This is a genomic window from Comamonas sp. Y33R10-2 (genome assembly GCF_019355935.1).
Taxonomy (GTDB): Bacteria; Pseudomonadota; Gammaproteobacteria; order Burkholderiales; family Burkholderiaceae_C; genus Comamonas.
In genome coordinates this window covers 1468866-1493217 of record NZ_CP079925.1, presented here as the reverse complement: position 1 = coordinate 1493217, position 24352 = coordinate 1468866, and the positions used below count along the sequence as shown (strand labels likewise).

General features: G+C 56.8%; 14 protein-coding genes. 5 read left to right on the top strand and 9 right to left on the bottom strand.

Annotated elements, in window-relative coordinates:
- Positions 1–269: 269 nt before the first annotated feature.
- The 4 genes from argA to phnE all read left to right on the top strand — a co-directional run bounded on the left by argA (position 270) and on the right by phnE (position 5416).
- Positions 270–1616 (top strand): amino-acid N-acetyltransferase, encoded by a 1347-nt coding sequence (gene argA, locus KUF54_RS06700; RefSeq protein ID WP_219345867.1) that lies wholly within the window; start codon positions 270–272, stop codon positions 1614–1616.
- 293 nt (positions 1617–1909) lie between these two features.
- Positions 1910–2794 carry a putative selenate ABC transporter substrate-binding protein gene (locus KUF54_RS06695; protein ID WP_219345866.1) on the top strand — a complete coding sequence of 295 codons (885 nt, stop codon included), beginning with the start codon at positions 1910–1912 and terminating at the stop codon, positions 2792–2794.
- Positions 2795–2993: 199 nt separating this feature from the next.
- Positions 2994–3833 carry a phosphonate ABC transporter ATP-binding protein gene (locus KUF54_RS06690; RefSeq protein ID WP_219345865.1) on the top strand — a complete coding sequence of 280 codons (840 nt, stop codon included), beginning with the start codon at positions 2994–2996 and terminating at the stop codon, positions 3831–3833.
- Positions 3824–5416 (top strand): phosphonate ABC transporter, permease protein PhnE, encoded by a 1593-nt coding sequence (phnE, locus tag KUF54_RS06685; protein WP_255576345.1) that lies wholly within the window; start codon positions 3824–3826, stop codon positions 5414–5416. The genes KUF54_RS06690 and phnE overlap by 10 nt, the downstream gene beginning before the upstream one ends.
- 65 nt (positions 5417–5481) lie before the next feature.
- Here the strand turns inward: phnE and KUF54_RS06680 are convergent, their stop codons facing one another.
- The 3 genes from KUF54_RS06680 to KUF54_RS06670 form a co-directional block, all read right to left on the bottom strand.
- On the bottom strand, positions 5482–5937 hold the full coding sequence (locus tag KUF54_RS06680; protein ID WP_219345864.1) for an Lrp/AsnC family transcriptional regulator: 456 nt from the start codon (positions 5935–5937) through the stop codon (positions 5482–5484).
- 325 nt (positions 5938–6262) lie between these two features.
- Positions 6263–7060 carry an FkbM family methyltransferase gene (locus KUF54_RS06675; RefSeq protein ID WP_219345863.1) on the bottom strand — a complete coding sequence of 266 codons (798 nt, stop codon included), beginning with the start codon at positions 7058–7060 and terminating at the stop codon, positions 6263–6265.
- 95 nt (positions 7061–7155) lie between these two features.
- The gene (locus KUF54_RS06670; protein ID WP_219345862.1) at positions 7156–8844 is read right to left on the bottom strand and encodes a long-chain fatty acid--CoA ligase; all 1689 of its coding nucleotides are present in this window, start codon (positions 8842–8844) and stop codon (positions 7156–7158) included.
- A 304-nt stretch (positions 8845–9148) separates the two neighbouring features.
- Here KUF54_RS06670 and KUF54_RS06665 point away from each other — a divergent pair, with 304 nt between their 5' ends.
- Positions 9149–9826, top strand: a complete 678-nt coding sequence (locus KUF54_RS06665) for a glutathione S-transferase (protein ID WP_219345861.1) — start codon at positions 9149–9151, stop codon at positions 9824–9826.
- A 251-nt stretch (positions 9827–10077) separates the two neighbouring features.
- Here the strand turns inward: KUF54_RS06665 and KUF54_RS06660 are convergent, their stop codons facing one another.
- From KUF54_RS06660 to cysT, 6 genes are all read right to left on the bottom strand, one after another.
- The gene (locus tag KUF54_RS06660) at positions 10078–13818 is read right to left on the bottom strand and encodes an outer membrane protein (RefSeq protein ID WP_255576343.1); all 3741 of its coding nucleotides are present in this window, start codon (positions 13816–13818) and stop codon (positions 10078–10080) included.
- Positions 13819–13828: 10 nt separating this feature from the next.
- Positions 13829–20008 carry a CshA/CshB family fibrillar adhesin-related protein gene (locus KUF54_RS06655; protein WP_219345860.1) on the bottom strand — a complete coding sequence of 2060 codons (6180 nt, stop codon included), beginning with the start codon at positions 20006–20008 and terminating at the stop codon, positions 13829–13831.
- Positions 20009–20458: 450 nt separating this feature from the next.
- Positions 20459–20974, bottom strand: a complete 516-nt coding sequence (locus KUF54_RS06650; RefSeq protein ID WP_219345859.1) for a disulfide bond formation protein B — start codon at positions 20972–20974, stop codon at positions 20459–20461.
- 182 nt (positions 20975–21156) lie between these two features.
- Complete coding sequence (locus KUF54_RS06645) at positions 21157–22284, bottom strand: sulfate/molybdate ABC transporter ATP-binding protein (protein ID WP_219345858.1); 1128 nt, start codon at positions 22282–22284, stop codon at positions 21157–21159.
- A 29-nt stretch (positions 22285–22313) separates the two neighbouring features.
- A complete protein-coding gene (cysW, locus tag KUF54_RS06640; RefSeq protein ID WP_219345857.1) occupies positions 22314–23354 on the bottom strand; it encodes a sulfate ABC transporter permease subunit CysW in 1041 nt (346 codons plus the stop codon).
- Positions 23354–24211 (bottom strand): sulfate ABC transporter permease subunit CysT, encoded by an 858-nt coding sequence (cysT, locus tag KUF54_RS06635; RefSeq protein ID WP_219345856.1) that lies wholly within the window; start codon positions 24209–24211, stop codon positions 23354–23356. Before cysT ends, cysW begins: the two co-directional genes overlap by 1 nt.
- Positions 24212–24352 lie beyond the last annotated feature (141 nt).

Sequence of the window (24352 nt, the reverse complement as noted above, 5' to 3'; positions counted from 1 at the left end):
CTATCAAATTAAAAGCGGTTGGCCTTTGAAATGTCTGGACTTCAATCATGTTTGATCTTTAATTAGATGTATGTACAGCACCAGCCGCTACGTTTTTAAAAGCGCCGCATCGCCAAAACCAAAAACTGTGCGATCTGCGCGCAGAAAAGCCTGTCGCTAGCGGCGCAGCAACGCGAGTAGCCGCTACACTTTGCGCCGCAGGCCTGCGTAACCACAATGATTGGTACGCAGGCCTTCTTTAGCCATTTTCGAGGTTTTCGCGCACCGCCATGTCCACCGTTTTCAACTTCACCTTCGTTCCCTGGTTCCGGTCTGTGGCTCCTTATATCCACAAGTTCCGACACCAGACCTTTGTGGTGGGCCTGACCGGTGAGGCCATTGATGCGGGCAAGCTCAGCTCCATCGTGCAAGACTTAGCCATGATTCAGGCCATGGGCGTCAAAATCGTGCTGGTGCATGGCTTTCGCCCTCAAGTCAACGAGCAGTTGCGCCTTAAAGGCCAAGAGCCGCGCTACTACAACGGTATGCGGGTGACGGACTCCATTGCTTTGGACTGCGCGCAAGAAGCCGCGGGCCAACTGCGCTATGAGATTGAAGCGGCCTTCAGCCAAGGCCTGCCCAACACCCCTATGGCTGGTGCGCGCGTGCGCGTGATCTCGGGCAACTTCCTCACCGCACGCCCTGTGGGCATTGTCGATGGTGTGGACTTTATGCACTCAGGGCTGGTGCGCAAGGTGGATGTGGAAGGCATTCGCAACGCCCTGAACTCCGAAGCCATGGTGCTGGTCTCGCCCTTTGGCTTCTCGCCAACCGGCGAAGCCTTCAATCTCAGCATGGAAGAAGTGGCCACCCGCGTAGCCATTGAACTGAAGGCCGACAAGCTGCTGTTCTTGACCGAAGTGCCCGGCATCCGCATGGACCCCACGGCTGCTGCCGACGAACACAACCCCATTGATACCGAGCTGCCGCTGCACGCCGCACGCCGCATCTTGGCCCAGTTGCCGCCAGCGCAAGAGCCTACGGACGTTGGCTTTTACCTGCAGCACTGCGTGCATGCCTGTGAGCATGGCGTGGAGCGCAGCCACATCCTGCCGTTTTCTACCGATGGAGCCCTGCTGTTAGAGATCTATGTGCACGATGGTATCGGCACCATGATCATTGACGAAAAGCTCGAAGAACTGCGTGAGGCCACGATTGACGACGTCGGCGGCATCATCCAGCTGATCGAGCCCTTCGAGCGCGATGGCACCTTGGTTAAACGCGACCGCACCGAGATCGAGCGCGACATCGCCAGCTACACCGTGATCGAGCATGACGGCGTGATCTTCGGCTGCGCAGCTTTGCACCCTTTCCTAGAAGCCAAGACGGCCGAGATGGCAGCAGTCACCGTCTCGCCCAAAAGCCAAGGTACAGGTGACGGTGAAAAACTGCTCAAGCGCATAGAGCAACGCGCACGCGCCTTGGGCTGCGACACCATGTTTGTGCTGACTACGCGCACCATGCATTGGTTTATCAAGCGCGGCTTTCAGCCTGTGGACCCCCAATGGCTGCCTGAGGCACGCAAAGCCACCTACAACTGGGGCCGCAAGAGCCAGGTTCTGGTCAAAAAGCTGTAACTGCTCAAACAGGTGCGGCTTCATGGCGCGGCAAGCATGAAGCCCGCAAAAATCTTGGCATTCAAAAAATCAAACGCTCGCCGTTGCCACGGTTACTGCGCAAAGCAGCGCCGCTAGGGGTATGTCTGCTATCAATCTAAGCAAAGAGTGCTCTGAGGTTTTAGCAAATACGTAACAATGAAGCCAGCAGTCGGTGTACTGCCTATGGTCTTTCATTCGCCACAAGCAAAACTTTTGGCCCACTAAACCGCCTTGTATCCGGAAGGCGGTGGCTTTTTAAACGGAGCACTTCGATGACAACTTCTTTCGCTCGCCGCACGGCGCTGCGCGGCTTTGCCGTGGCAGTTATGGCCGCATCTTCTTTGGCAGCTTTCAGCGCCCATGCCGACACCCCTGCCGTGCTGCGCGTATCGGCCATCCCTGATGAAGCCCCTACTGAGCTGCAACGCAAGTTCAAGCCTCTAGGCGAGTACCTGTCGCAAGCGACTGGCATGAAGGTGGTCTTCACCCCTGTGTCTGACTATGCAGCAGTGGTTGAGTCGCTGGCGACCAAAAAGCTGGACCTGGCATGGCTGGGCGGCTTTACCTACGTGCAAGCCAAGATTCGCACCAACGGCACAGCCATCCCAATCGTGCAGCGCGCTGAAGATGCAGTCTTCACCAGCAAGTTCATCACTGCAGACCCAGCCATCAAGACTTTGGCTGACTTAAAGGGCAAGACCTTTGCCTTTGGCTCGCCCTCTTCCACCTCGGGCAGCCTGATGCCCCGCTTCTTCTTGCAGCAAGACGGCCTGAACCCTGAAAAGGACTTCAAGACCGTGGCTTACTCTGGCGCGCATGACGCCACTGTGGCCTTCGTCGCTGCAGGCAAGGCAGACGCTGGCGTGCTCAACACTTCGGTGTGGGACAAGCTGGTCGAAACCAAAAAGGTAGACCCCAGCAAGGTGCGCGTGTTTGCCACCACCCCCACCTACTTTGACTACAACTGGACCGTGCGCGGCGATCTGGACCCCGTCATCGTCAAAAAGCTGACCGCCGCCTTCTTGGCGCTGGACCCCACCAACCCAGAGCACAAGGCCATCATGGACCTGCAACGTGCTTCTAAGTTCGTGGCCACTGAGTCCAAGAACTACGACGGCATTGAAGCCGCCGGCAAATCGGCTGGCCTGCTGAAGTAAAAAACTTCGGGCTTTTTGACTGCTAGTCCTTACCCATTCAGAGTGGCTGGTACCACCCGGTCAACCGCAGGTTTGCGGTTGAGCCAAAGCGTGACGTCGCAGGCCGTACCCAAGTACGAGCAGACAATGCGAGAACGTTTCAAGGGTTGTGCCTGCACTTTAAGGACTAGCAGCTATCATTTTTGAGAGTTCGCGTCTCATGAGCTTCATGCTGGACGAGGTGGGCCTGACCCACAGCAACGGTTTTGTTGCCCTGTCCCAAATCCATTTATCCGCCATGCAAGGCGAGAGCATTGCGCTCATCGGCCCCTCCGGCGCGGGTAAAACATCGCTGCTCAATACCATTGGCACCGGCCACCTGCCCACAGCAGGCCGCATGCAGGTGCTGGGGCAAGCGGCATCCACACAATCTTCGGCCAATGAACTCAAAGCGCTGCGCTGCCGCATTGGCACGGTGCACCAAAGCGCGCCTATTGCGCTGCGCCAACGTGTGGTGACCGCTGTGCTGGCGGGCAAGCTCGGCCAGTGGCCGCTGTGGAAAGCGCTGGCTTCGCTGGCCTACCCACAAGACATGCCTGGCGCACGGGAGGCATTAAGCCGCGTGCAACTTGAAGATAAGCTCTTTTCCCGCTGCGATCAGCTCTCTGGCGGGCAGCTGCAGCGCGTGGGCATTGCCCGCGTGCTCTACCAGCAAGCCGAGTTGATTTTGGCGGACGAGCCCGTCTCCGCACTCGACCCGGCGCTTTCGCAAGCCACGGTGCAGCTACTAGTGCAAGAGGCCGCCGCCCACAACGCCACGCTGGTCGCCAGTTTGCACGCCGTCGATTTGGCACTGGCCCACTTTGGGCGCATTGTCGGCATCAGAGATGGGCGCGTGGCTTTTGATCTGCCCACCGAGCAAGTCACCGACACCCTGCTGCAAGCCCTGTACGCCAATGTCGATGGCAGCGCCGCAGCCCTGCCCACACTGCACAATTTACCTACTGAGCCCAACGCCAATCCGGCCACCGCCCCTATTCAGGTGAGCGCATGCCGATAAATGCGGGTCAAGGGGCTGAGCCAACCACAGCTACTCCAGCGTCTATGCGTGACCCCGCTGCACGCGGGCGTCTGACTTGGCTGGTCGTTGCGCTCATCGTGCTGTGGCCCATGCTGCAGACTTCGGGCTTTTCGCTTGAGCCGTTTTTTGATGCCAACAACCTCAAGGTCATTGGCGGCTTCTTAGCCGGTTTTCTGCCCCCAGAAACCAGCGCAGAGTTCCTCGGCTATCTGGCCCAAGCCACGCTAGAAACCTTGGCCATTGCCACGGCTGGTATGGCGCTGGCCTTTGTCATCGCCGTGCCCATGGCCTACCTGTCCACGGGCGCAGCGCGTGAGCGGGTCACGCTCAACCCCATTGCCCGCGGCGTGCTCACCATCTTGCGCGGCATACCTGAGCTGGTCTGGGCACTGGTCTTTGTGCGCGTGTTTGGCTTAGGCCCCGCAGCTGGCGTGCTGGCGTTGGGGCTGACCTATGGCGGGATGCTAGCCAAGGTTTATGCCGAAATTTTAGAGTCCACCGACCCCGCACCAGCCCGCGCACTGCGCGCCAGCGGAGCTGGGCGTTTGCAGGCATTGCTGTATGGCCTGCTGCCGCAAGCGGCCAAAGAATTAACGTCCTACACCGTGTACCGCTGGGAATGCGCAATTCGCGCCTCGGTTGTTATGGGCTTTGTGGGCGCAGGCGGTCTGGGCCAGCTCATGGACCAAGCCATGAAAATGCTCAACGGCGGCGAAGCTGCCAGCATTTTGCTGGCCTTCATGGCGCTGGTGGCGGCCGCTGATGTGCTGTCATGGTGGTTGCGCCGCTCGCTTGATACAGCGCCTGCCGCTCGCGCTTTGCCTTTTGGCTGGCGTACCGCTGCGTTTTTAATAGCATTCAGTCTAAGCCTGTGGGCCAGCCTGCGCCTGTTGAATATCGATTTTCCAGCCCTGTTCACGCAAGAAGCGGCCAGCAGCATGGGCGACTTTGTGCGCGGCTTCTTCCCGCCTGATTTAAGCCAGCCTTGGCTACTCAAAGTGCTCAAAGGCGTGTGGGAGACGCTGGCCATCTCCATCATCGGCACCTTGCTAGCTGCAGTAGCCGGCTTGGTGCTGGCTCTGCCGCGCTGGCGTGGGCCATGGAACGTGGTGCTCAATATTCTCAGGTCCGTGCCTGAGTTGGTCTGGGCCACTATCACAGCGCTCGCTGTGGGCTTAGGCCCATTTGCCGGTGCGCTGGCTTTGGCGCTGCACACATCAGGCGTGCTAGGCCGCTTGTTTGCCGAGGCGCTGCAAAATGCCCCAGCAGCCCCTGCCAATGCGCTCAAGCTTAGCGGCAGCAATCGCTTTGTGGCTTTTTGCTACGGCACCCTGCCCGGCGCAGCGCCACAATTGCTGGCCTACACCTTGTACCGCTGGGAGATGAACATCCGCATGGCCGCCATTTTGGGCTTTGTGGGTGCTGGAGGCCTGGGGCAGCTGCTGTATTTTGAGCTGTCTTTATTCCATTACGCGCAAGCCAGCACAGTGATTATTGCTATGCTTTTATTGAGTATTGCAGTGGACTGGAGCAGCGCCGCTCTGCGCAGGGCTATGCGCTAAAAGCTAGGCTCTGAGCACTGTGCCGATGCTCAGAGCCGCTTCAATAGGCGCACTTGCTAAGCTCTTTAAACACCTAGTGGCAAGTCAGCCCGCTTCAACGTACGCAGCACAAAGCAAGATTGGCTGTGGCGTATGCCTTTAATCTTGTAAAGCTTCTCGCGCAGCAGGCGCTCGTAGTCCCGCGTGTCTTTGACGACGATGCGCAGCAAATAGTCGTAGTCACCGGAGACCAAATGCGCCTCCACCACTTCGGGAATCGTGGCCAGCACCTCGCCAAACTTCTCCAGCGTGTTGTCCGAATGGCTGTCTAGCGTGACCATGACCAGCACCGTATCGGCCAGCCCCAGCGCTTGCGGGCTCAAACGCACGGTGTAGCCCTCAATCACACCGGCTTCTTCCATTTTTTTGATGCGCGTCCAGCATGGCGATGCGCTCAGGCCCACGGCCACACCAATGTCTTGCAGACTGGCACGTGCATTGGCTTGCAATTCAGCAAGAATCTTTTTATCCAAGGTATCCATAAGCTTGAATTTACCTGCATTTGCCAGATCACAGAATAATTTTCTGTAGCAAGGCCGTATTTGCAGAATTTAAAGCAACCTTTTCTGCAGCGCAACATGCACACTTGAACCCATGGAAGCACGTTGATCGACGCAGCAAACCCATTCAATCGACCGCGCTGTTTACCGTCAGCTCCCGGTTCGTTGATCTGCTAGCCGCAAACACGACAGGCCGCCCCACTTAAGCACAGTGGCGCGGCCTGTTGATTTTTTGAGTCCAGCTATAGCGAACTTTCTTGAACTAGGGCATGTCCTAGGCATGAAAGCCGCCAATTTCACGGCAGAGCTACCGTACGCGCACGGCCACCTTCAGAACATCACCCTCGTAGACCAGCTCCACCAATGAGCCCTGCCATTGCGGATGCTGTGCCAGGTATTCGATACCTGCAAGGCGCTGCACCCTATACCCCAGCTCCGCCATCAGCGCCATCAGCTCCTCACGGCCTTGATCAAACCAAGCATGGTTCCATGCTTCAAAAAGAATCGGCGGATAGCCATGCTTGCGTAAAAAATCGCGCCCACCATTCAGCACCTCGGCCTCCAAGCCCTCCACATCGATCTTGATTAGACATGGCGATTTGTGGATGTCTAACTCATCGAGCCGAATCATTGGAACAGTATGCGTCTGCACCTTCATCGCAGACTCGATGCCGTGAATTTCTCGGAAATTTCGCTGCAATGAAAAAGCACCAATGTTTTCGTTAATCGAATAGTCCACTTCAGGAATATCGATTATTTTTCTTTCACTTCCCAGCGCTTGCTGCATCGCAACGCAGTTATCAAGCCGGTTAATGAAAATATTGGCGCAAAGCTGGTAGTAAACAATGCGCTGCGGCTCAAAGGCCAGAACCTGCCCACCAATTGCTTGCAACTCTTTGGCAATTGGAATGGAAAACGCCCCCAAGTTCGCCCCAATATCTAACACCAGAGGTGCGTCTTGGTCTTGAAAAAAAAGCCGCGCGAGGCTCAGCATATGCGCCTCCCACACACCATTGCGAAACAGCTCATTGGAAATCAAATCCCTACCAGCGAATACCAAGTAATCTGCGCCTTGACCTTCAACTCTGCTGACTCGTGGAAGCATGCATCAACCTCATGGATTAATTTTAGCCATTCAATATGCCAGCAAGTACTGCGAGAAAAATGGGGGCAGCACCCATGGCCAGCTATTGACGGCAATCAAGCGGCTGCTTCTTGCTCTTGGAGCAGCCGCCACATCACTTTGCCGCTACCGCTTTTAGGTAAGGCGGGCACAAATTGCACGATACGCGGGGCTTTGTAGACCGCCATATTGCTGTGACACCACGCCAGAATGTCTTCAGCTGTCGTTGCCTCATGACCGGTGCGCAAGACCACCACCGCCTTGACGGTCTCACCCCGATACTCGTCTTTGACAGAGATGATGCAGGCCTCCTGTATCGCGGGATGCCTGAACATCAGCGACTCAACTTCGGCGGGCCAGACCTTAAAACCGCTGGCATTGATCATGCGTTTGAGCCGGTCGGTGATGAAGAAGTAGCCCTCCTCGTCGACGCGCCCCAAGTCGCCAGTACGAAAAAAGCGCTTTCCGTCCAACTGCATAAAAGCATCTTCGGTGGCCTCGGGGCGCTGCCAATAGCCTTCAAAAACTTCAGGGCCGTTCACCACGATTTCGCCCTGCTCGCCTTGTGCAACTTCTTGCAGCGTGTCGGGGCTGATGATGCGTGCATCCGTGCTCATAAAAGGAATACCCAGACATTGCTGCTTAGGGTAATCAGGCGGATTGCTGTGTGAGGGTGCTGCCGTCTCCGTCAAACCATAACCTTCACAAAAGCGCAGGCCATACTGCTCTTGCAGGCGCTGCGCCACCGCCTGAGGCATGGCCGCGCCGCCACCGCCAATGTATTTAAGGCTAGAGAGATTGAACGAAGCAAAGTTCGGGCTGGCCAGCAGATCAATCACCATGGTGGGGATATTGGTCCAGCTAGTGACTTGATAGTGTGAGATCAAACGCCCCGCCAGCTCGCGATCCCAGCGCGGCATGATGATGAGCGTCGCGCCTATATAAATCGCGCTGTGAAGCACCGACACCATGCCTGTAATGTGAAACATGGGCACCACGCACAACACCACGCTTTCACTCGTCCCCGTGCCCCAATAGGCCCCCGCCACCGCGTTGTGATTGATGCTGCGGTGCAAATGCATGCAGCCCTTGGGCTGGCCTGTCGTGCCGCTGGTATAAGGCAAGACAGCCAGATCATCGCGCCCCACCGTATGCGGCGGAGCAGCCTCTTCACAAGCCAGCGCTTGTGCCCAGCTGTGCACTGCTCCGCCACTAAGTTCAGCCGTCTCGCGCTCGCCAAGCAACCAGTTGCGCCAAGCATCAGGCGGCGCATCCAGCCCCTGCACATTGGCATCAAAACCATCGCTGAACTGGGTGACGATCATGTGCTCTAGCGCCTCGGCCGGCTCTAGAGCGTTACTGGCCTTGGCCAACTCCAGCGCCAAATCTGCTGAGGTAATCGCCACCTTGGCGCCTGAATCGGTGATGTAGTGCTTGAGCTCCTGCGCCGTGTTCATAGGGTTGACCGGCACCACCACCGCATTGGCTCGCAAGATGGCGTAATGCGCCAGTACCAATTGGGACGTGTTTTGCATCAGCAAGATGACACGCTCACCTTGTTTCACTCCCAAACCATGTAAATAGGCCGCCATGCGCTCCGTACCTGTGCACAGCTGTCCGTATGTCGTGGTGCGCCCCAGAAACACCAGCGCGGGCTTATCTGGGTAGCGTTTGGCATTGACGGCCAAGTTCTCCCAGACGCTTGATGCAGGAATGCTGATGGAGTGCGGCAAGCGGGCAGGCCAAAAAGCGTGATGAGCAGGCATAGATCAATCTTCCCTAATCAAAAGGCGGTGCTAAATACAGGGTGCTGAGACCACGAGCGTGTTGGTGCTCTAAGACCGCGTAAATCCTCTAAGAGCGCAAGACTAGGCTGCACCCATCCATCGAGCATCCGGGATGCCCCCAAGCCCCCGTCCCGCAGGTGACCCTTTATTTCATTGTTGATTTCCATCGTATCTTGCGCGCAGGATGCCGCACACCGCTGCATGGCTTCAGGTCAGCAGTTACAGTAGCCACCCAGCAAGCGCTGCGGCGCTTTTGTTCATCCATTTCAATCCAAACTCTGCCTTGACTGCTGCCTCCACCCTGCCCGTTCTGTACTCCTTTCGCCGCTGCCCTTATGCCATTCGCGCGCGTCTGGCGCTGGCCCATGCAGGTCTGGCCTGCGAGCTGCGCGAAATCAATTTGCGCAACAAACCCCAAGCACTGCTGGATACTTCCCCCAAGGGCACGGTGCCTGTGCTGGTGCTACAGGGCGGCCAAGTCATTGAGCAAAGCCTGCAAATCATGCTGCATGCGCTGGCCAGCAACGACCCCGATGGCTGGCTGCAGCCCACAGAGGGCAGCCTGGAAGAAATGCTGACCCTGATTGAGCGCAACGACGGCTTTTTCAAACAAGCCCTTGACCGCTGCAAATACCCTGAGCGCCACAATGCTGAGGCCGTGAACCAGGCGCAAGCCGATGCACTGACTTGGCTTGCCGAGTTGAACGATCAACTGGAAGAGACCGGCTACCTGTTTGGCCTGCACCCAAGTCTTGCCGATATGGCGCTGCGCCCATTTGTGCGCCAGTACGCGCGCATTGATGAAGCCCAGTGGAACGAGCAGCCTTGGCCGCATCTGCAAGACTGGCTGCAGCGCTGGATTGACTCGGCCCTGTTCGCCGAAGTGATGGAGACCTACCCCGGCTGGGTGCCCGGCAGCAAAGGCCCGACCTTTGTCAGCGAAAGCATTGAAAGCCTTTAAGAGCCACGAACACCACCCTTGATACGTCGTTGCTTCGCCTTGTCGTACGCATGTACTGCCTGCGGCTTTGCGCCTCGTCTCAAACGCAAACCTGCGGTTTGCTGGGTGGTGTTAGCGGCTCTAGGTTAAAAATACAAAACAATAGCTACATGTCCTTTATGCATATGGACTTCAGGCTGTTTTAAATCAAAAAAGCCCCGACAGTGCAAGCTGCCGGGGCTTTTTTGATGGATGCATCAGAACTTAAATGCTTAGTAATACCCCACCATGTTGAGATACCAGCCCTTGGCCCGGTAGTCATCCACACGGGTCAGGTCGCCCTTGAAATCCGTAAAGTTGTAGCCCACGCCAATGCGCAGATTCTTGGTCAGATCGCGGTCCACGCCCACCAGCCAACCATTTTTGTCACCGCCGTCTTTAACACCCAGCCAACGGTATTCGGCCAGTGCATGCCATTTGTTCATCACTTCGTAGCGGGCCTGCACGGCTGCAAACGTGGTGGCTGAATCAAACCATTGACCGCTACCGCGACCAAAGCGGGCCTTGCCTTCGCGGTGAGCAAACTTCACAGCGCTCTCCCAGCGCTTGTTCAAGCGGTACACGCCTTCAAGAGAAACGATATGCGACTGCTGGTCGTAGTAGGCGGACGAGGTGCTGCTCGTGCCGTCCCAGCCAACCTGCCCCAGCGAGCTCATGTCGTAGAGGTGGGTGTAGCGGCCAAACACTCCCCAGCGGGAGCTGTCCCATGGGCGGTAAGCAAAGCCTAAGCTACCCTCGATGAGCTTGGCGCCGGCTTGGGCGTTGTTTTGGTCCTTGGTTTCGGAGAAGTTGAGCTTGCCTGCAATGCGCAAGCTGTTGTCCACCTTATGAGTGAGGTAGTTGGTGAGCACCCATTGCGTGCGATTTTCTGAGCCGGAGTCACGGCGCCATTCGACCTTGCTGCTCCAGTTGGTGCGCACATTGGTGCGCCCGCCGTAGATGCTGATGGCGTCGCGGCTCACGCTGCCGGTGGTCGCAGTCAGGTCACCGTGCTGCAAGGTGTAGCCCAGACGCCAGTTCTGGCCGGGGTAAAAATCCATGCCAAAGGTGTGGGCCAAACCGCTGCCGGTGCGCGGGTCCTTCAAGTACTGGCTTTCGTTAAAGATGTTGGTGCGCTGGCTCAGGCGCCAGCGCTGGCCCAGCGTCAGGCCCGGGAGCTTGCCGTTGTTAAACAGGCTGTCGTACTGGGTCGTATCCGTCGATACGGTGTAGCCGCCATAAAAGCTGTGCTCTGGCGTGAGTCTGTACTCCCCCGACAGCGTTACGGCATTACCGCGGCTGCCGTGGGTGGCTTCACCACTGACGGAGGACTGGTTGCCAAACAAATAGCGGGCACCAGCAGTCAACGCATCGTTGTTGCGGTATTTTCCGCCATCGTTGTCCAGCGTGGTCTGGCCAATGCCGTATAGCTCTAGCGATGGGCTCATGCGCTGGCGGTACTTCAGGGCCGCCAAGCTGCCAATGCCTTGGCCGCTGTAGCGCTCTTCATCCACACGGCGCAGCTCGGCAGTCAGCGCGCGCTGGTCATCCATGCGCCACTCGGTGGTAACTTGGGTTTGAGTCAGCGACTCACCGCCTCGCTCGGCACGGCTGTGCTTGGCAAAGAGCGTCATATCACGGCGCAGCTCGCCCAGCAGCTCCGCACCGTATTCGGTGACATCACGCCCCAGATAGTCGGTGCGGGCGGTGGAAAAACCGGCATCGACCTTGCGCCACCATGCGCCTGTGCTCCAAGCGCTTTGGGTGATGCCCTGCTCTTGCAGGTTAGCGCGGGCCTCCACCGACATGGCATCGCCCTTGCGCGCAGCGACGGGGTTGAGACGGGCAAAGCTCAAGCCACCGTTGTCCGAGAAGAAAACGGGCACGCTGGTGGACTGGCTTTGGCTGCGCTCGACCTTGAGGTAAGTGCCCCGGCCGGCTTGCAAGGTGACGTCTACGCTTTTGAGTTTGTAGTCATCACCCTCGTTTTGCTCGTCCACATAGGTGCCGCCCACGGCCACATGCTCACCAATCCATTGCTTGCCGCGGCCACCTACAGTCATGTTTTTGCGCAGGTCGCTAGGAGCGTATTCATAGTCCACCAGCAGGCGCTGCTCGTAGCCAGAAAGCGGTGCATCACGGGTGATGGTGTTGCTGCTTTCGCTGGCAATCTGGGCCAGCGGGCGGCGGTTGATGATGCGGCCCTGGTAAGAGTCCACTTCATAGTCCGCACCGCGCACCAGTTGCTGGCTGCTGATGGTGCGGCCGGTGGCGCGGTCACGCACTTCTAGCATGACGATGTCGGAGCCAGGCATGATGTCGGTGTGGCGCAGGTAGTAGAGGCTGCCGCCCGTGCCCAGCAGCTCGGTGTGGCCATGGGCGGTGTTGCTGTCAGAGCCAAACACACGCAGCTGGGACTTAGCCTCGCCCAGTTGCGTGGTCTCGTTGCTGCGCAAGTTGGCGGCAGCGCCATACAGCGAGCGCTGGTATTGCGCAAACTCGGTACCCGTCAGGCCCGTGGAGTAGTTGCCCCACAGGGCTTGGTTCTTGTCCCAGTCGGCACGCACATACATGCGGCCTTGGCTGTCCACGTCGCGGGTCGTCGTGGAATCATCGCCATAGGTCAGGTAGTACTGATCAGGGTCGAGGCGGCGAAAGACGTCACGGGCATAGGTATCGGTAAAGCCGTTGAACAGGCTGCCAATGGGGCGCTCGGTGGTGTCGGCCTGCGCCGTCACCAAATACTTGGACTGCAGCTTGGTCTTGAGATAAAAAGCCAAGTGGGCATCGGTGAGCAAGTCTTTGTCTCTGCCTTCTTGCTTAAAACCTTCATGCGAGCCGCTGAGGCGATTGCCTTGCAAAGTCACATCCGCCAAAGCCACACCAAAGAAGTATTCGCCGCTGACATCAACACCCAGCTTGCGCTCAGTCTTGCCAGAGCGGCCATCCACCGCCACATCAAACACATGCTGGCCCACGGGCATCATGTACTCGGCAACAAACTTGCCTTCCATGTCCACCGGGTATCTTTGGCCGTTGATGCTCAGCGAGGTGCCGCCCGGGATGTTGCGACCCTGAACCCGGACTCGCGAGCCATAAAAAGGAATGTTCTGCAAACGCAGACCATTGCCCGCAAAAGCGCTGTTGATCAGGCTTTGCTGCAAAGCTTGCTGCAAAGACAGCGAGCTATTCATGGACTTTTCCAAGTTGTCACGAAGCAGCGTGTTGGCACGCTGCTCATCTTGCGGGGTGACCAGCTGGAATTTGTTGGGGTAGGTTTCGTCGAACTGAACGCTCTTGCCATCTGCACCGGGCTTGGCATAGGCGCGCACGATGTAGATCAGCTCATCGCCCACGCGGTAGCGGTAATCCTCAGAGAGCTTGCCATTCCATTCGGTGGAGACAACCGCCCCCACCTTCAAAGGCACGGTGGCCACGGGTTTGACAAAGTCGGTGTCACTGCTGCGAAACACCAGCAGCTCCATGCGCTCGATGAAGTCCGGGTAGTTGCTGCGCACGTAGAAGTTGACGGGCTTGGTGATGCGGCCCATATCCATTGGCACCAAGGTGGGGCCGGAAGCTGTCAGCTCGGCACGGCCCAGTGTCGGGTCTTCAGTCGCCCAGATCACACCACCATCGGGCAGCGAGAAAGAAAAGCGCCCGCGCACATCAGCCTTGCCCGGAGACTTAAGGCCTAGCGAGACTCGGCGATCTGGCGCCAGCTGCTCAGAGCTGGACTGGCGCGTGGTGTCCGCAGTCAAAGGCTGGTCATAGCTTTGCGACTGCAGGCGAAACAAAAGCTTGCCGTTTGCGTCGCAATGGCCTTGAGTGCAAGCAGTGCTTAGAGGTAGTGCTTCAGTTTTAGGAGTAGATGCCGCCACAGGTGCGACATTTTGATTTTCAGCGGCCCAAACTCCAGCCGCCGTACCCGCCATCAAACTCATGATGGTGTAGTCAAGCAATTTAATTTTCATGATCAGCAGTTCAGTGGGACGCGGCTTTCTGGACGAAGTGCAGGACTGGGGCGGTGTGCGCCTCGGTCTTGACCTCAATACGCTTTCTCAGCGCGTCAGACAGATGAGGCAGCAGCGCCTCATACACCGCCTTGGCTCGTGCCAGGCCCAGCTTCTGGTTATAGGCATGGCTGGCTCTTACGTCGGTGTGACCGACGATGCTGACCACGCTCGCATCTTGAGCAGCTCCTTGCGTGGTGGCCTGCTCGTTCAAGTACGCAGCCACCTTGGCCAGCAGCGCCTGATACTCAGGACGAACCACAGACTTGTCAGTGTCAAACAGCACGCTGCCCAACACCGCACCATTGGCCGTCACACCGCTGACGATGCTGTTGGCATCGCTCACATCGCGACGCACGCTGACCTTGGTCGCGGCCTGCACTTCGGCTGGCAGCTTCTCAGTCACGGCCTTGCGCACGGCTTCAGCCCGGGCAAAGGCCATGGCATCGCTTTCGCCATTGGCGCTAATGAGCAACTCACCGCCTCGGTACTGCTGCAGCTTGGCAGCGACTTGGGCGATCACGCTAGCCTCACCTAGGTACAGGCTGCGAATCTCGCTGGAGCCTGCGGCAAACAGCACGCTGCCCAATTCGATCTCAACCATTTTTTGCTCACCGGCCATGAACTCGGGATTGAGCTGCACGCCAAAGTCAAAGCGCACGGGCAGGCCCGGAGTGACACGGCGCAGCAAGGGGTTGCTGGTAGTGAACTCAGCGCCAGCAGGCAAAGTGCTGGGGTCTACCTTCAAGATGAAGTGACGACCACGCTCCCAACGACCGCCGTTGACGCCCGCCAAGTGGTAGCGGCCAAAGGGGTCGGTTTCCATCAAAAGGCCTTCAACCGAAGCCACACGCACGCCGGGGATACCGCGTTCATCAATGCCAGTGCTTTGAATGATGTAGTCCACCGCGTAGCCTTGAGCCGTTTGGCTGATCTTGCGCTCCACCGCAATCTCAGCGGCATTGCGACCGGCAGCTGCTTCGCCTGTTTTCTCAATGCGGCTTAGGCCTGCAGCGTTCATGCGCACGGTGATGCCTTGATCGCTGGTCAGCACAAAATCATCCGTAAAGTCCAGCGATTGCAGCTTTTGGTGAATCACCACGGTGTGCTTGGCCACGGGATCGGCTTCAGACTGGCGCGCAGCAATACTGCCCAGTGTCAAGCCATGCAGCAGCGGCGAGCTGGCATCGGCCTGAGGCACAGCACCTGCGTCATCCCCCTTATCCACGGTGGTGGAGTTGGCGATGTAAGCGCCGGGCGCAAAGCCGCCTTGGGCCTTGAGACCAGTGAGCTTGGCGCTGTCTTGCCAGCCATCGCGGTCACGGTCGTCAAACACCGTGCCGTAGATCAGCGAATCATCGAGCAACGGATCGCTGACCAACTCCACCGAAGCGGTGGCTTGGTTAGAGATGCTGTCACCCACGCCGTTCTTGGCAAAGGCGGTATTGACATGGTTGCCCGGGCGCACGCCGGCACCCACACGCATCATGTAGACAATGGTGCCGCTTTGGCCCACATCCAGCGTGACACCGCTGAACTGCACGGGGCGCACACCCGAAGAAGTCACTGCCGAGCCCAAGCCCACGGCGCTCATAGAGCCGTTAACAAAAGTGAAACCATTGGCAGCTGTATCGACCACGTTGGCGTTGACCACTTTCACAGCGCCAATGTTTTGCACTTGCAGGCTGTAGCGCACCAAGTCGCCGATCTTGACGGTACGAACAGAGGCGGTCTTGACGATGCGCAGCAGCGATTCGTCGGGCTTGACCGTCACTGCCACTACCGCGTCATCACAATTGGCAGGGTTGAGCTTCTCGCAGATGCGGTAGTAGATGCGGTAGTCACCAGCAGGCGTGCCCGAAGGCACTGTCACCTTGCCAGTCACCACGTCGAGTACAGGCACGCGGGGGTCACCACCCACAGGCTGGGCGGGTGTGGTCACCGTGCCGGTAATACGCTCGGGCGTGAACGGCGTGCCGTCCAGTGTGTCGTTCTCAGAGTAGGCATTGCCCACCACCTGATCGCCACCACCGCGGTTGCCCGTGTAGGTATCGTCCTTGGCATCAATAGGCGAGGCTGTCACCTTGATGGTGATAGTGGCCGTGTCACACAAGGTGGGCTGCAGCTTGTCGCAGATCTGGTAGACGATGGCGTAGTCACCGGCCGGGGTGCCTGGGGGCACAGACACGATTCCGGTTTCGACATCTAGCACGGGGACGCCTCCGCCGTTGATGGGGGTCGCCGGGGTCATCACCTTGCCGGTGATCTTGGAAGGCACCACCGGAACACCATTTAAAGTGTCATTGGTGTAGGCATTGCCTGCATTGGTCGAGCCGGAGGTGCTTTTGACGGGAAGCAGTGGATCATCTACAGCGTCAATCTCACGTGTCACCGGCGTGGTCACTGAGCAGCTGACTGCGCAGGTAGGCGTTGATCCATCCAAGGTAGGAACTCCCTCCACCTTGTTGTTTACGCTCGTCAAGGCGGCTGCCGTGACTCGGGTGTCGTAAGTCACTTGGTAAGTGCCAGGTGCCGTACCCTTGGGCAACGTGAGCACCAGAGACGTTCCGTTGATGGAATAGCTAAAGCCAGGCGCCGATGTGACAGCCACAAATTCAAGGCCTTGACCCAAGTTGTCTACCATGCTGGAGACTGCCTCGGTCAAAGATGCATCCGACACGGTTGCCGTCAGTGTGTAGGGGATGATCTCGCCCACCTTCGCGCCAGTGGACGAAGATGTTTTGGCAATCACCACCACCGGCTTGGCTACAGGCGTTTCTGTCGCGCAGTTAATGGCGCAACTGGGGTTGTCCGCACCAGAGCCCAACACAGCATTCTTGACCGAACCTGCCGCTGCCTTAGTGACCTTTGCCTTGTACTTGTACTCATGGGAGCCAAGCGGCAAACCCGAAGGTATATTGATGGTCAACTTTTGACCCGAATAACTGGCCACCCAATTCTGCGGTAATGCATCCTGCTGCTTCTCAAATTCCAGCCCCTGGCCCAGCGTATCCAGCAAAGTCAACTCATCCAGCGTGGGGGCAGTCTGGACATCGACCTTCAAGGTAAAGGTCAGCACATCATCCACCTTGACAGGCGAGGCATTGACGGCCACGGACTTGCTATAGCGCACTTCGGACGTCACCAGAGGCGTCGCAGTCTGGCAGGAGAGCACGCACACAGGTGTGCCACCACCGCCAGTGGCAGTCACGGCATTCGTCAAAGGATTGGTTGTTGCACCCGCCTGGACTCTGACCTTGTATTTGACCTTGTAGGTGCCGGGGGCCTTGTTGGCAGGCAAAGTCAAAACAATCGTATTGGATCCCGCATTATTTGCCGTCAAGTCACCGGTGGCGCTTGGGTGCACAAAGACAAGGTCTGCGCCCAAAGTATCAGACAGCACCACCTCAGAGGTGGTCTGCGCGTCGAAGACTTTGACGGTCACCTCATACTCGATCTCGTCGTTCGCTTGCGCCTTGACCGCTGTGGTGGTCTTGGAATACTCAATGCGCGGAGCACTCATCACATGTCTGGTCTCACAAGGCCCTGTACAGCTTGGCATGGAGCCCGCAGGAGGTACGCCTCCCGCCGGATTGTCGGCCGTCACCACATTCGTCAAATCCGCGCTCTTGGCCGCCGGATTGACATCTGCCGTGTAGCTCACCAAGTAAGTCCCCGGCGCCGCACCGGCAGGCAAGGTAAAGGTATGCGTTCCACCTTGGCCGGCCACCATAAAGCCGGTATTGGCCACGACCACACCAAACTTAAGACCTGCACCCAAGGTGTCTCGCAACACCACCTCTTGCGTGGTTTGAGAGCGTTGCACCACCACACTCAGCGTGTAGGTGATGTTCTGCCCCGCCTTGACCTCGGCATTCAGACCCGGGTTAGAGGTCTTGCTGTAAGTCACAACCGGTGTTTCCAAGGAGTGCGTCGTCGCGCAGCTCACACATGATGGAGCAGGCGCATTGGGATCTGTGGGGTCACCACCACCCGCAGGCAAGACCCGGTTCTGAACCTTAGACACGGCACTGGCCATTACCTTGGCACGGTAGCTAACGGCATAGGTGCCAGGAACAGTTCCCTTGGCCAAGGTAAAGCTGCGTTTGAAACCACTGCCCCCCTCCACAAAGCCCGCAGCATTGCTGCTGAGCCCTTGATATTCGAGGCCTGCTCCCAGTGTGTCCGTCAGCACGACCGGAGACAGGGTGGCTGCATCGGAAACCACGACCTGCAGGTTATAGGTGATGACATCATCTACTTTGACCTTGGACTGGTCCGCGGGCATGGCTGTTTTGCTCACTGCCACTGCAGGCGTCTTGATCTGTACCGAGGTATTTGCACAGTAGTTCGTATCAGTACAGGAAGCCGGTGGAAGAGGCTCGCCACCGTTATGCGGATCGACGCCACCAGCCACACTCGCAAAGTTCACCAGCGTACCGCTAGGGCTGGCCGCGACCACTTTGACAGGCAACTCAATCACGGACTGGCTACCAGCAGCCCCCGCTTTTGCCAAATGCGTTGGGCTCTCGCAAGTGACCATTTGCCTCACGTAAGTACATGACCAGCCATTGATGCTCAACGCAGCATTCCAATCAGGAGCAATACCCACAGGCAACTGATCAAGAACCTTGATCGGTTTCCATAAATCCGGGCTCATGGAGGGACCCGTAGGAATGTCGCCTCTATTGCTCACCGTCAACAAATACTTGGCACCCAACTGCCCCACAGTCCAGCCCGCAGTGCCTGCGTTATGAGATTTAGCCAAGCTGAGCTTGGGAGCAATAATTTCAATCAGGTGGTCCTCCACCTCACCGTCATCAGCCACCCCTGTTGGCTCTTCCAACTGGCTTGGGACACTGGCATAACGCAAGCGCGCATAACTAGTGCCTGACTTGGTGTCTTTCGGAACTTTGCTCCAGTTCAAAGCAGCTTTAGACCCCGAGCAGGTCGCCGAGGTTCGCTCAGAGCTATCAAAAACATTGTTGCGATTGAAATCAACCCACGCCGCCACGGTGCCTGAGCCTTGGCACACAACATCTACTGAAAAGGCGCCGCCAATTTGCAGCACGCTGAGCTTCTTGAGAGCCAGTGGCCAGCCATCTTCTTCATTGGAAGGGCCGACCAAATCGTCACCGGCAGCAGTCGGGCTATACGTTGAAGTAGGCTCAGAGTCAGGGCCTACAGAGCCCAAATAATTGGCATGAACAGGTGCAAGAGTTGCAAGACTGTCGTTGAGAGTAGAGCCTGAAGTCAGTGCCGTTGCAGCTCCGCCGTTCTGAGAATTCAGCTGCAAATTTTCAATAACATGCATGGCTTGCCCATAGCTTTGGGGCGCATCGCCAAAGTCTGCATAGGGGACCACTAGGCCGATGGCCATAGCGGTTATCCCGCCGTTCGGTCCGCCACGCATTTCAAAGCCCATGGTTTGTTGCGACGCGGGGGTCTTGAACTTTAAAAAAGTAACAGCAGTTCGCTTACCGTCACCATCAGCCACACTGAACTTGGCGGTTCCTGAGTCACTGCCGCCCAGCAGGTACGAAGAGCCGACTGCACCTGTATCAAGATACTTGTCAATCAGATACCACTCTCCGTCGCCTTTGCCCTGCAAATACTCAGGTCCGCTCATTGCTTCGGCATCGGCAATAACAAAACCCCGCTGCATCAGCGGACGCCCGCCCAGCAAGGAAGTGCAGGTAACATCAAACTGTACCGTCTGGCCCGACACCATGATGCCGTTGACCAGTTTGTTGGGATTCTCGGCTGGCTTTGGATTTCCAGATCTACCGTCATAACTTTTCGTAGGGTCGTAGGTGCCGACGCTATAGAGAGCCCCCAACCGATCCTCTTTCCATTGACCGGGCGCATAGCTTTTCAGAGTGATACCAGATGTTTTCTTCAGCGAACAGGTGACTTCAAGCCACTGGCCATCCGCGACCTTGTAGCTTGCAGAAGTCTTTGCACCATCGGCCAAGATGACATCAGGCTTACCCAGTGCCCCACCACCCCAAGTCAGCCACAAAATCTCGTTTTTATAATTACCTTCGCCACCCGTCGCATACGCTGCAGCCAAGACAGCTTGCGGTAGCCACAACATCTGCAGCGCCAGCAAAATTCGCGCCAACCAACTCAATAACGTCAACCGCCCCATGACTTTGGTACCAAATAGTAAAACTTGGAAGATTGTCGTTTTGCTGACAGAGGTAAACAAAGTTACAAAATGATACCTTCAGGGTGCACTCTGAAATCTATTGACAATACAAATCTTGCGTAATCCCAGTCCTACACGACAACCGCCGCCGTTTGCACAAGAGTCAATAAAAAGCACGGACATACGTAGCAGTAAAAAAGTTGTTAACACCAATCAACTAATTGATACTTTTGTTTCTAAAAAACAACTTTCTGACATTTGAAGGTATCTTGAATTGTTAACTTTCTTTTCTGTATTGAACTGCTTAATCGCCTACAGCAACGAACAAAAAAAGCACCCAAAGGCGCTTTTAGTGATGAAGAAGAAAATTAGACTCTTTTAATAGCTGATAGAAGATCGTATTTTCAAATTAATGAAACTAGGCAGAACGTAGGGCACTGCAAGAAGACCTCACCTAGCATAGCTTCTAGACTTTCCTGCCTTAATCAGCAGCGTGGCAGTTGTAACAAAAAATACTGCAAAGCAGATAAAGGACCAGTTGGCAATGGAGCCGCCCATGAAGGTCCAGTCAATAGCAGCGCAGTCACCTGAGCCTTGGAAAATCATAGGGATCGAGCGGCTGAAAGAGTAGTGCTCAATCATTCCGTAAAAGTCGCGCCCGCAGGTCGCAAATTCAGGCGGGTACCACTGCAGCCAACTTTGACGTGCAGCCACAAAAGCGCCAAAACCACTGGCCAGCAAAGCCAGTACGCTAAAGCTCATCCACCAGCCTTTTTTGCCACTAAGGCTTGCCAAGCCCGTGAAGATGGCTACCAAAATTAGTGCATAGCGCTGCACGATACACATGGGGCAAGGCTCAAGCCCCACTACATGCTGCAAATACATGCCAAAAGCCAGCATGGCCACACAAGCAGCGCTCATCAGGGCCAGAGTGCGCCGTGGCGCGGCGGTAAACCATTGAAGCATCAATATTCTTTCTGCGAAATTTTCGGATCATGCCAGCAACAAGGATAACTCCCCCTAAACAGAGTTAGAGGATTCCGCTCTGTGGCATGCATCTTCCCTTTCGCAGAGGACGATGGCAACGACGCCTTACGGCAAAAATCGTTGCCCCCTCAGGGGGAAGGCGCAAAGCGCCTCAGGGCGAATTAAATGCCCGCAGCCTCATCCAAAAACACCTTGGCGCGGCGCGGTGTCACCACCAGGGTTTCACCTTCGCGCAGGCCCATGTCTTTGAACTGTTGCGAAGGGATATGGGCTTCAATGATTCCTTCGTCACCGGCATTGCTAGCGTTTGGTGTAGCTTCAGACGGAATAAGTTCCAGCCTTGCGATGGGGCCGACCACAATCGCGCGCGACAACTGGGCCACGATGCCTGTGGGGCGGCCCTGCGCATCCAAATTCTGGCCGGGTGAATAGCGCTCCACCTCCAAGTCATGGGGGCGCACATAGGCAAAGGCCTGACTGTCATTGGCACCGCGGGCATCAGAGCTGTCCATTTGCATGCCGTCGTCCAAGTAAACACGGCCATCACGGGCACGGCCCTTGAACAAGTTGACATCACCCAAGAAACCATAAACAAATGGCGTGGCCGGGTTGTCCCAAACCTGCTGGGGCGTGCCTTCTTGCTCGATCTTGCCTTGGTTGATAACGACCACGCGGTCAGCCACTTCCAGCGCTTCTTCTTGGTCGTGGGTGACGAAGATCGAAGTCACATGCAGCTCATCGTGCAACTGACGCAGCCAGCGGCGCAGCTCCTTGCGCACCTTGGCGTCTAAAGCGCCAAAAGGCTCGTCTAGCAAAAGCACCTTCGGCTCTACCGCCAGCGCACGGGCCAGCGCAATACGCTGGCGCTGACCACCAGACAGTTGAGAAGGAAAGCGATCCGCAATCCAGTCCAGCTGCACCAGTTTGAGCAGCTTCATGACCTTTTCTTTGATCACGGCTTCGCTGGGGCGTTCTTTGCGAGGCTTGATACGCAGGCCAAAAGCCACGTTTTCAAACACCGTCATGTGGCGGAACAAGGCGTAGTGCTGAAACACAAAGCCGACGTTGCGGTCACGCACATGCACATCCGTGGTGTCTTCACCGCTGAAGTGAATGGTGCCCACATCGGCAGTTTCCAGACCCGCGATGATGCGCAGCAACGTCGTTTTGCCGCAGCCCGAAGGGCCAAGCAAGGCAATCAACTCGCCCGACTTGATATCCAGACTGACATCGCGCAGCGCCTGAAAGTCGCCGAACTGCTTGCTGACATTACGAATTTCGATACTCATGATGAATCTCTGCTTGATGTCCAGACAGCTCAGGCTGCCGTGGCGGTTTTGTTCGAGTTTTGGCTGATCTGGCTAGGGCGCTCAGGAGGGGCATCCACAGATGCTTTGGCCTGTTGTTCTTCGCGCCATTCGGCTATCGATTTGATGAGCAGCGTCACCAAAGCCAGCAGCGCCAGCAGCGATGCCACGGCAAAAGCGGCAGCGGCCTGATAGTCGGCGTACAGCACTTCCACATGCAGCGGCATGGTGTTGGTCTGCCCACGGATATGACCGGAGACCACAGACACGGCACCAAACTCCCCCATAGCGCGGGCGTTACACAAGATCACGCCGTAAACCAAGCCCCACTTGATGTTGGGCAGGGTCACATGCCAGAAGGTTTGCCAGCCAGAAGCACCCAGTACCACAGCGGCCTGCTCTTCATCCGTTCCTTGCGCCTGCATCAAAGGAATCAGCTCACGGGCGATGAAGGGGAAGGTCACAAAGATGGTGGCCAGCACAATGCCGGGCACGGCAAAGATGATCTGGATATTGTTGGCCGCAAGCCATGGGCCCAGCCAGCCATTGGCGCCAAAGACCAGCACGTACATCAAACCTGCCACCACGGGCGAAATGGAGAACGGCAGATCAATCAGCGTGGTCAAAAAGGCCTTGCCCTTGAACTCATACTTGGCAATACACCAAGCCGCTGCCACGCCGAACACCAGATTCAGCGGCACGGCAATCAGCGCAGTGATGAACGTCAGCTTGATGGACGACAGTGCATCAGGCTCGCTCAGCGCCGCAACGTACACATCCCAGCCCTTGCGCAGCGCTTCGCCAAAGACGGAGAGCAGAGGCAAGATGAGAAACAGCACCATGAAAAGCATGGCAATGGTGATCAGCACCCAGCGCACCCAGCGGGGCTCGGTCGTGCTCATTTTTTCAAGCTTGGTGCTTTTAGCCGGGGCCGTGAGTTGGTAGAGCACCAGCAGTGCGACTACTACGACAACGATGCCTACGAATAGGTTGGTCCAGATCGGCAGTAGATTAGGAAACAGCGTTTGCATGGCTGCATGAATCGTAGACATCAGCGGCCTCCCTGCGCCTTGCGCTGCCATGCTTGCAAAGCGTTAATCAGCAGCAGCAATACAAAAGAAATAAGCAGCATGACCAAAGCCACGGCGGTTGCGCCGCCCAAGTCATGCTGATCGAGCTTGGCCATGATGATCAGCGGAGTGATTTCCGAGACCATGGGAATATTGCCAGCAATAAAAATCACCGAGCCGTACTCGCCCACAGCGCGGGCAAAAGCCATGGCAAAGCCTGTCAACAAGGCTGGGCCGATGTGCGGCAGTATCACCTTGTAGAAAATTTGCCAGCGCGAAGCACCCAAGCTGGTTGCCGCCTCTTCCAGCTCCTTTTCGAAGTCTTCCAGCACAGGCTGCACGGTACGGACCACAAAAGGCAGACCGATAAAGATCAGCGCAATCACGATGCCTTTGGGGTTGTATGCCATTTGAATGCCCAGCGACTCGAAGTACTGGCCAATCCATCCGTTACCGGCATACAACGCCGACAAAGAGATACCGGCCACTGCTGTTGGTAAGGCAAAGGGCAGATCGACTAAGGCATCCACCACCTTTTTGCCGGGGAACTGATAGCGCACCAGCACCCATGCAATCAGCATACCGAAGACCACATTCACGCAAGCTGCAATGAAGGATGCGGTGAAAGACAATTGATAAGACGCCACCACAGAAGGCGAGGAAACGGCCTTCCAAAACTGCTCCCACGTCAAACTAAAGCTGGCGGACACCAGCGCTATCAATGGGATGAGCACCACGATGCTCAAATAAAAGATGGTGTAGCCCAGCGTTAACCCAAAACCGGGCAACACTCGCTTGGCGCTTCGCACCTTGCCGGGAGCTATAACTGCAGAGGACATATTTAAAGACAGAGCTTGGAAAGATTTCACTGCCGGTCAATCAAGCACGGCCCTGCTCAAAAACATTGAGCCAGGGCCGTCCCGCAGCGAGTGTATGAACCCTCTCTTGCATCACAAGAGAGGTGTGAGCCAAAGCGGCTC

Excerpts from the sequence above, each read along its gene's own strand:
- argA (WP_219345867.1), top strand. The coding sequence starts at position 270 with ATGTCCACCGTTTTCAACTTCACCTTCGTTCCCTGGTTCCGGTCTGTG.
- KUF54_RS06695 (WP_219345866.1), top strand. The coding sequence starts at position 1,910 with ATGACAACTTCTTTCGCTCGCCGCACGGCGCTGCGCGGCTTTGCCGTG.
- KUF54_RS06690 (WP_219345865.1), top strand. The coding sequence starts at position 2,994 with ATGAGCTTCATGCTGGACGAGGTGGGCCTGACCCACAGCAACGGTTTT.
- phnE (WP_255576345.1), top strand. The coding sequence starts at position 3,824 with ATGCCGATAAATGCGGGTCAAGGGGCTGAGCCAACCACAGCTACTCCA.
- KUF54_RS06680 (WP_219345864.1), bottom strand. The coding sequence starts at position 5,937 with ATGGATACCTTGGATAAAAAGATTCTTGCTGAATTGCAAGCCAATGCA.
- KUF54_RS06675 (WP_219345863.1), bottom strand. The coding sequence starts at position 7,060 with ATGCTTCCACGAGTCAGCAGAGTTGAAGGTCAAGGCGCAGATTACTTG.
- KUF54_RS06670 (WP_219345862.1), bottom strand. The coding sequence starts at position 8,844 with ATGCCTGCTCATCACGCTTTTTGGCCTGCCCGCTTGCCGCACTCCATC.
- KUF54_RS06660 (WP_255576343.1), bottom strand. The coding sequence starts at position 13,818 with ATGAAAATTAAATTGCTTGACTACACCATCATGAGTTTGATGGCGGGT.
- KUF54_RS06655 (WP_219345860.1), bottom strand. The coding sequence starts at position 20,008 with ATGGGGCGGTTGACGTTATTGAGTTGGTTGGCGCGAATTTTGCTGGCG.
- KUF54_RS06650 (WP_219345859.1), bottom strand. The coding sequence starts at position 20,974 with ATGCTTCAATGGTTTACCGCCGCGCCACGGCGCACTCTGGCCCTGATG.
- KUF54_RS06645 (WP_219345858.1), bottom strand. The coding sequence starts at position 22,284 with ATGAGTATCGAAATTCGTAATGTCAGCAAGCAGTTCGGCGACTTTCAG.
- cysW (WP_219345857.1), bottom strand. The coding sequence starts at position 23,354 with ATGTCTACGATTCATGCAGCCATGCAAACGCTGTTTCCTAATCTACTG.
- cysT (WP_219345856.1), bottom strand. The coding sequence starts at position 24,211 with ATGTCCTCTGCAGTTATAGCTCCCGGCAAGGTGCGAAGCGCCAAGCGA.